At 40.9% G+C, this 7893-nt stretch carries 7 protein-coding genes; 1 reads left to right on the top strand and 6 read right to left on the bottom strand.

From position 1 onward, the window contains the following. Positions 1-343: 343 nt before the first annotated feature. On the bottom strand, positions 344-1480 hold the full coding sequence (lctO, locus tag I2503_RS08630; RefSeq protein ID WP_196090872.1) for an L-lactate oxidase: 1137 nt from the start codon (positions 1478-1480) through the stop codon (positions 344-346). 238 nt (positions 1481-1718) lie between these two features. On the opposite strand from lctO, the gene I2503_RS08625 reads away from it, so the two are divergent. Then, the gene (locus tag I2503_RS08625) at positions 1719-2699 is read left to right on the top strand and encodes an L-lactate dehydrogenase (RefSeq protein ID WP_196967687.1); all 981 of its coding nucleotides are present in this window, start codon (positions 1719-1721) and stop codon (positions 2697-2699) included. A gap of 156 nt (positions 2700-2855) precedes the next feature. On the opposite strand, the gene I2503_RS08620 is transcribed toward I2503_RS08625, so the two are convergent. The 5 genes from I2503_RS08620 to murB are packed head-to-tail and all read right to left on the bottom strand — an operon-like array spanning position 2856 to position 7539. Further along, on the bottom strand, positions 2856-3926 hold the full coding sequence (locus I2503_RS08620) for an ABC transporter substrate-binding protein (protein WP_196090870.1): 1071 nt from the start codon (positions 3924-3926) through the stop codon (positions 2856-2858). Further along, a complete protein-coding gene (locus I2503_RS08615) occupies positions 3923-4696 on the bottom strand; it encodes an ABC transporter permease (protein ID WP_196090869.1) in 774 nt (257 codons plus the stop codon). Before I2503_RS08615 ends, I2503_RS08620 begins: the two co-directional genes overlap by 4 nt. Then, positions 4693-5499: an ABC transporter permease gene (locus I2503_RS08610; protein WP_196967686.1), complete on the bottom strand. Its 807-nt coding sequence runs from the start codon at positions 5497-5499 to the stop codon at positions 4693-4695. Before I2503_RS08610 ends, I2503_RS08615 begins: the two co-directional genes overlap by 4 nt. Next, complete coding sequence (locus I2503_RS08605; protein WP_196090867.1) at positions 5480-6637, bottom strand: ABC transporter ATP-binding protein; 1158 nt, start codon at positions 6635-6637, stop codon at positions 5480-5482. The genes I2503_RS08610 and I2503_RS08605 overlap by 20 nt, the downstream gene beginning before the upstream one ends. Then, the gene (gene murB, locus I2503_RS08600; RefSeq protein WP_196967685.1) at positions 6634-7539 is read right to left on the bottom strand and encodes a UDP-N-acetylmuramate dehydrogenase; all 906 of its coding nucleotides are present in this window, start codon (positions 7537-7539) and stop codon (positions 6634-6636) included. The genes I2503_RS08605 and murB overlap by 4 nt, the downstream gene beginning before the upstream one ends. Between the last annotated feature and the right edge of the window lie 354 nt (positions 7540-7893).

Raw genomic sequence — 7893 nt, 5'->3', positions numbered from 1 at the left:
CCAGTTTTAGTTACAGGCTCGGCAAAGCCCTAATAAACTTACGGATTTGTATTGCTCATCTTTATTATATACCTAAACTAATTTTCCGTCATGAGTTAGCAGGCGAAGCCTGCTTGGAGTTTTAGTTAGTAAAATCACTAGGACGCAGTGGTTGATTGGTCAAACAGCTAAAAGGCTGTTTGAGGTAGCAGATAGGATTTGCGAAGCAAATTACAATTGTTCGCTTTTATTGAGAGAACATTTCATGTTCTCTTATCCAGATACTCAAAGAGTCAATTCCTGACTCTTTGACCTCCGAAAGTAACCTAATCAACTGTGCGGAGGTGGAACTACGAACTAAATGTTAATACAATTTCAAATCACGGGAATCCACTGGGAAACTTGGGTTGTATGGATTGTGGCGAAGTTTTGTGTTTTTCACATCTTCAATAGTTTGAGCACCTGCTAACTGCATAACTGTTTTTAATTCGTTATTGATATGCTCAAAGACTTGACGAACCCCAACGCTTCCTCCTAGACTAAGTCCATAGATAACTGGACGACCAATTGCTACTAGATCAGCACCTGAAGCTAAAGCTTTAAACACGTGTTGACCACGACGCACACCAGAGTCGAAGACAATTGGCACACGTTTATCAACTGCTTCTGCCACTTCTTGTAGAGAATCAAAGGAAGCTGGACCACCGTCAATTTGTCGACCACCGTGGTTGGTTACCCAAATACCAGATGCACCTGCACCTAGAGAACGTTCTACATCCTCTTTACATTGTGGGCCTTTTACATAAACAGGTAGGCCTGAATATTCCGCAATAAACTCTACATCTCTTGGAGATAGTTTTTGTTTAGCAGACTCATAAACAAAATCCATTGTTTTACCAGCTCCATCTGGTAAATACTCCTCAACGATTGGCATGCCCACTGGGAAAACAAAACCATTTCGCTTGTCTACTTCACGGTTTCCACCAACAGTCGCATCGGCCGTCAAGACAATGGCTTTATACCCTTCGGCTTTCACTCGATCCATGATGTGACGGTTAATGCCATCATCTTTGCTAAAGTAGAATTGGAACCAGTGAGGACTACCATTCAAGGCTTGTGTAATTTCTGGCAAGTCTGTTGTTGAGTAAGAACTGGTTGTAAAGAGAGAACCAAATTCATGCACACCTTTAGCGGTTGCAACTTCACCTTGCTCGTTAGCCAATTTATGAGCTGCAACAGGCGCCATGATAATTGGAGAAGTCAGCTTATCTCCATAGATTTCCACTTCAGTTGAAGGATTCTCAACGTTCATCAAAGTTTGTGGAACAATTAGTTTATGGTTGAATGCACGGATGTTTTCCCTTAAAGTAAAGGTATCCTCAGCACCACTGGCAATATAGCCAAAAGCTGCTTTCGGAATAACCTTTTGAGCCATTGGCTCTAAGTCATAGGTATTAATAAAATCAACAGGTCCTTCTGCATTACTAGTTTTGAAAACCATAGCAAATCCTCCTTGGTTTGAATGAGTATTTATCCTGTTAACCATTCCAACTTGGCTAACCAATAGTATTATACCACCAACTGAATCCGCTTCCAATTTATATGCTCAAATTTCACAAAAAATTATAGTCTAAAGCGTTTACATTTTGTCACCCTATCGACAAAAAGCATTTTAGGTGGTAGAATGAACATTGTGAGAGAGGCAACTCTCTTTAAAAAGAAAAGGAGATGTTTAGATCATGACTGCTACTAAACAACACAAAAAGGTTATCCTTGTTGGTGACGGAGCCGTAGGTTCTTCATACGCATTCGCACTTGTAACACAAGGAATTGCACAAGAATTGGGTATTGTAGATATCTTTAAAGAAAAAACTCAAGGGGATGCAGAAGACTTGAGCCACGCTTTGGCCTTCACTTCACCTAAAAAAATCTACGCCGCTGATTATGCAGATGCACACGATGCTGACCTTGTTGTTTTGACTGCTGGTGCTCCACAAAAACCAGGTGAAACTCGTTTGGACTTGGTTGAGAAAAACTTGCGTATCAACAAAGAAGTTGTTACTCAAATCGTTGACTCAGGATTTAACGGTATTTTCTTGGTTGCTGCTAACCCAGTAGATATCCTTACTTATTCAACTTGGAAATTCTCAGGTTTCCCTAAAGAGCGCGTAATCGGTTCAGGTACTTCTTTGGACTCTGCTCGTTTCCGTCAAGCACTAGCTGAAAAAATCGGTATCGATGCTCGTTCTGTCCATGCCTACATCATGGGTGAGCACGGAGATTCTGAGTTTGCTGTTTGGTCACACGCTAACGTTGCCGGTGTGAAATTGGAACAATGGTTGCAAGATAACCGTGACATCGATGAGCAAGGTCTTGTTGATCTCTTTGTATCTGTTCGTGATGCAGCTTACTCTATCATCGAGAAAAAAGGTGCTACCTTCTACGGTATCGCGGTTGCCCTAGCTCGTATTACTAAGGCTATCTTGGATGATGAAAATGCAGTACTTCCACTTTCAACTTACCAAGATGGTCAATATGGAATTGATGACGTCTTCATCGGTCAACCTGCTATCGTTGGTGCACATGGTATTGTTCGTCCAGTCAACATCCCATTGAACGACCGTGAATTGCAACAAATGCAAGCATCTGCTAAACAATTGAAAGCTATCATTGATGAAGCATTTGCTAAAGAAGAATTTGCGTCAGAAGTTCGTAATTAATCATCAGAACGATCATACCTAGTATGGTCGTTTTTTGACATCTCTTACCTTTCTATTCGAAAGCGCCTCAAGAACACAATCCGTCTTCTTGAGGCGTTTCAGCTTGTCTATTAAAAATCCAGTCAAGACTCCCTAACATGATGAGAGTTTCAAAACTTATTTTGGATACATTTTAAATTGTAGAAAGAGATCATTGTAGATTCCCAACCATTTAGGTCCTAGGTTTTGATAGACCTCAAGATTTTGTTTGGCTTCTTCAGATGGATAAAAGGATTGATCTAATCGCAGTTCATCAGGTAACTCAGCCTGTGCCGTTAGGTTAGGGGTTGAATAGCCGATATATTCGGCATTTTGAAGGGCTACATCTGGCCGTAGCATAAAGTTGATAAATGCGTAAGCAGCCTCACGGTTCTTGACAGTATGCGGAATGACGATATTATCAAACCAGAGATTCGATCCCTCAGGTGGGACAACGTAATGGAGATGCTCGTTTGCATCTAACATTTGACGAGCCTCCCCAGAAAAAGTTACTCCTAGGCCCGCATTGTTCTGAATCATATACGTTTTCATCTCATCTGCCACAATAGCCTTAATATTTGGTGTTAAGCGATAGAGATGTTCTGTCGCCTGCTCCAACTCAGACATTTTTTGACTATTAATCGAAAATCCAAGAGAATTGAGACTTAAGCCCATAACCTCACGCGCACCATCAATTAACATAATTTGATTCCTGTACTCATGTTTCCATAAATCAGTCCAATGCTGAGGCGCATCCTTAATCAGTTGATCATTGTAAACAATACCAAGAGTTCCCCAAAAATATGGAATAGAATAAGTATTTTGAGGGTCAAAGCTCTGATCCAGGAAAGATGGGTCAATGTGTTCAAGTCCCTTAATCTTACTGTGATCTAATTTCTCCAGTAATCCTTCCTGAGTCATTTTCTGAATCATGTACTCACTTGGAATGGCGATATCATAGGTTGTTCCTCCTTGTTTGACCTTGGTATACATAGCTTCGTTGGAATCAAAGGTCTCATACTGAACACGGATTCCCGTTTCTGCTGTGAATTGCTCAATGAGCTCTGGGTCAATGTAATCGCCCCAATTGTAAATCACCAAAGGCCGTTTTTGATCTTGGCTATCTTTGGGTTGAAGTTGCAGAATCATCATTCCTAGGGTTAGAAGAATTAAGCCGATTCCTGCTAAAAAGCTGATTAGCTGCTTCATTGCCCCTCCTCCTTTTGCCTAGAAATAAAATAAAAACCAATGACCAGTAAGATACTGAAAAGAAAGACCAAAGTGGATAGAGCGTTAATCTCTAGGGAAACACCTCGTCTAGCTCGAGAATAGATTTCAACAGCCAATGTCGTAAAGCCATTTCCTGTGACAAAAAAGGTGACCGCAAAGTCATCTAAAGAATAAGTGAAGGCCATGAAATAAGCTGCAATAATAGCTGGAGTTAGATAGGGAAAAAGAATTTCCCGTAATACTTGTCCTTCCGATGCCCCCAAATCATAAGCAGCGTTAATCATATCATCATTCATTTCTTGCAAGCGTGGCAAAACCATCAAAACAACAATGGGAATGGAAAAGGCTATGTGACTAAGGAGAACAGAGATAAACCCCAGTTGAAATCCAATCAACGTAAACAAAATCAAGAAACTAGCACCTGTCATTACATCCGGAGCCACCATTAAGATATTGTTAAATCCAAGGAGGCTACCTTGTAATGGCTTTTTCATTCGATGCAGAAGGATCGCCCCAAAAGTACCGATTGTCGTCGCAATACTAGATGACAAAAAGGCTAAGAAAAAGGTCTGAGCTAAAATGAGGATCAAGCGTTGATCAGAGAACAAAGTTCGAAAATGCTCCCAAGTGAACCCAGTAAAGGCATTCATATCTCCACCCTTATTGAAAGCATATAGAATGAGATAGAAAATAGGAAGATAGAGGAGGGCAAATACAAGAAATAGATAGAGATTTGCTAATTTTTTCATGCGTCTGTCCTCTCTCTCGTCAACCACATCGTCAGTAACATAGCCAAAATCAGAACAACTCCGATGGTCGATCCCATCCCCCAGTTTTCAGTGATGAGGAAATGTTGCTCAATGGCAGTCCCTAGGGTAATAACACGGTTTCCTCCAATCAAACGAGTCAGCATAAAGAGGCTAAGGCTAGGAATAAAGACCGCTTGAACGCCCGAACGAACGCCCTTCATAGACATGGGGAAAATCACCCACCAAAAGGTTTGCCAGCGACTGCCACCAAGGTCATAGGAGGCATTGATAACAGCCTTATCCAATTCATCCAAAGCATGAAAAATCGGTAAAATCATAAAAGGCAATTCGATGTAGGAACTGACCATCAAAAAAGAAAAATCCGTAAAGAGCAACTGCTGCGGACCAATCCCTACAAAGGTTAAAAATTGATTAACCGCACCATCTTGGCTAAAAATCCCTAGAAAAGCATAGGCTTTTAAGAGAAGATTGATCCAAGTTGGAAGAATAATCAGTAATAACCAAAGCTCCTTGTGCTTAAGCTGGGTTAAAAAATAAGCCATGGGATAGCTGATGGCTAGCGTTAATAAGGTAATCAAACTCGCATACAAAATGGAGTTAAAACCCATCCTCAGATAGGTAGCATTATCAGCTTGAAAAAACGTTCTGAAATTATCCAGTGAAAAGGAACCATCTATTGTAAAGAAAGATTGAAAGACAATCAAGGCTAAGGGAGCTAATACAAAGAGCAAAATCCACAGAATATAGGGGATGGAAAAGAGATTAGTGATTCTTGTCTTCATCTCGCTCCTCCTCAATCGCTTGGATTAGACCAGCCTCTTGTTCATCCATATCAACGTACTCTTCAATACGGGCATCAAACTCTTCCTCAGTTTCATTTAAACGCATGATATGAATATCTTCGGGTTCAAAATCCAATCCGATTACTTCCCCTACGATGGCTTTCCGAGTTGAATGAATCATCCACTCATTCCCAAGCTCATCATAGGCAATAATTTCATAATGAACTCCCCGGAACAATTGAGTATCTACTGTAACCTGTAATTTTCCTTCTTCTGGTAAGGTAATTCGCAAATCTTCAGGTCGGATAACAACTTCAACGGATTCACGAGGACGCATTCCTCCATCAACCGCTTCAAATCGTTGTCCATTAAACTCAACCAGGTAATCTTCAATCATCGTACCTGGAAGAATATTGGATTCGCCAATAAAACTAGCAACAAAATGGTTGATAGGCTCATCATAGATATCTACGGGTGTCCCAGACTGAACAATCTCACCTTCATTCATCACAAAAATCCAGTCACTCATGGCCAAAGCCTCTTCCTGATCATGGGTTACAAACACAAAGGTAATCCCCAAACGCTGTTGCAATTCACGCAGCTCGTACTGCATGTCAGTTCTCAGTTTTAAATCAAGGGCCGATAGAGGTTCGTCCAACAAAACAACTCGAGGTTGATTGATAATGGCGCGTGCAATAGCTACCCGCTGTCGCTGTCCACCGGACAATTTTCGAATTGACCGTTTTTCATAGCCAGACAACTGCACCATTTTTAAAACCTGGCTAACACGTGTAGCGATTTCTTCCTTACCCACCTTGCGAACTTTAAGAGGAAAAGCCACATTGTCAAACACATTCATATGTGGGAATAAGGCGTAAGACTGAAATACCGTATGAACGTCCCGCTGGTTAATGGGAACATCATTCAAACGATGGCCATCCAAAAAAATGTCTCCTGATGAGGGATCTAAGAGTCCGGCAATCATATTCAAAATCGTTGATTTTCCAGAACCAGATGCTCCAAGAAGAGTGTAAAATTTCCCCTCTTCCAGTTCAAAATTAATGTCTTTTAAGACCTGGGTTCCAGTATCCTCATAGACTTTGGATACATGCCGAAATTCAATAATTGGTTGTTTCACTCGTAGTCTCCAATAATTCTAACTTCAGGCTCTAAACGTACACCTGCATGCTTTTCTACCCGTTCAATAACATCCTGGATCAGTTGCTCATAATCCGCAGCCGTTCCATCATACCGATTCACCATAAAGCCAGCATGCTTGGTCGATACTTCCACACCACCGATTCGATGTCCCTTCAAATTAGCCTCTGAGATTAATTGACCAGCAAAATATCCAGGAGGGCGTTTAAAAACAGAACCACAACTTGGGTATTCCAAGGGTTGTTTCAATTCCCTTAAATGTGTCAACCGCTTCATTTCCTGTTCAATCAACTGATGGTCCCCAGGCTTCAGAGAAAACTTAGCTGATATCACAATATCTCCAGTCCCTTGAATTGCTGAATGGCGGTACCCAAAGCGCATATCCCGATTTTCTAATGTTTTTAGCTCTCCTTCTTTGGTCAAAATCGTACAAGACTCTAAAACATGACCAATTTCACCGCCATAGGCTCCCGCATTCATGAAAACCGCTCCACCAACGCTTCCTGGAATCCCACAAGCAAATTCAAAACCTGACAGGCTATGGTGCAGGGCAACATGCGTTGTCTGTATCAGATTGGCTCCAGCCTCCGCTTCAATCATGTATCCATCCACTGTAATATGATTCAGATGGTTAAACATAATCACAAAACCACGAACTCCACCATCGCGAATAATGATGTTACTAGAGTTCCCTAACACCATCCAAGGTATCTCTTCTCGATTAGCTAATTTCACAATCCGCAACAATTCATACTTATTACGCGGAAACACCAGATAATCGACAGGTCCACCTACTTTTGTATAGGTAAATTCCTTTAAGGGATAATCAAAGCGAATATCGACTCCCTCAAGTTCTCGTTGAATCATCTCTCTACTTATCATCTTCTCATCCTTTGTTTTAGTCACCTTTCATTATACCATCTTTTCGTCTAAAAATTGACCCCATTGACAAATAGACCAGTAATTTCAAGACATCTAATACTCAATGAAAATAAAAAATTAATCTAGGAAGTGAGCCGCAGACAGCTCGAATTCTCTGGGGGAGGTTTTGAGCTTAAAGATATACTCTTTTAGTTTATCTTTTATTACTGTGTTAGCTCGCCTTGCCATACTTCAGTACTGTCTACGACTCGCTGCCTTGTACTAAAAGTAAACTAAAACTCCAAGCAGGCTTCGCCTGCTAACTCATGACGGAAAATTAGTTTAGGTATATAATAAAGATGAGCAATACAAATC

The organism is Streptococcus sp. NLN64 (assembly GCF_015831295.1).
Lineage (GTDB): Bacteria > Bacillota > Bacilli > Lactobacillales > Streptococcaceae > Streptococcus.
This window is presented reverse-complemented; position numbering and strand designations above follow the sequence as displayed.

Bases quoted from the DNA above. Each gene is read 5' to 3' on its own strand.
- lctO (WP_196090872.1), bottom strand. From the start codon at position 1,480: ATGGTTTTCAAAACTAGTAATGCAGAAGGACCTGTTGATTTTATTAAT.
- I2503_RS08625 (WP_196967687.1), top strand. From the start codon at position 1,719: ATGACTGCTACTAAACAACACAAAAAGGTTATCCTTGTTGGTGACGGA.
- I2503_RS08620 (WP_196090870.1), bottom strand. From the start codon at position 3,926: ATGAAGCAGCTAATCAGCTTTTTAGCAGGAATCGGCTTAATTCTTCTA.
- I2503_RS08615 (WP_196090869.1), bottom strand. From the start codon at position 4,696: ATGAAAAAATTAGCAAATCTCTATCTATTTCTTGTATTTGCCCTCCTC.
- I2503_RS08610 (WP_196967686.1), bottom strand. From the start codon at position 5,499: ATGAAGACAAGAATCACTAATCTCTTTTCCATCCCCTATATTCTGTGG.
- murB (WP_196967685.1), bottom strand. From the start codon at position 7,539: ATGATAAGTAGAGAGATGATTCAACGAGAACTTGAGGGAGTCGATATT.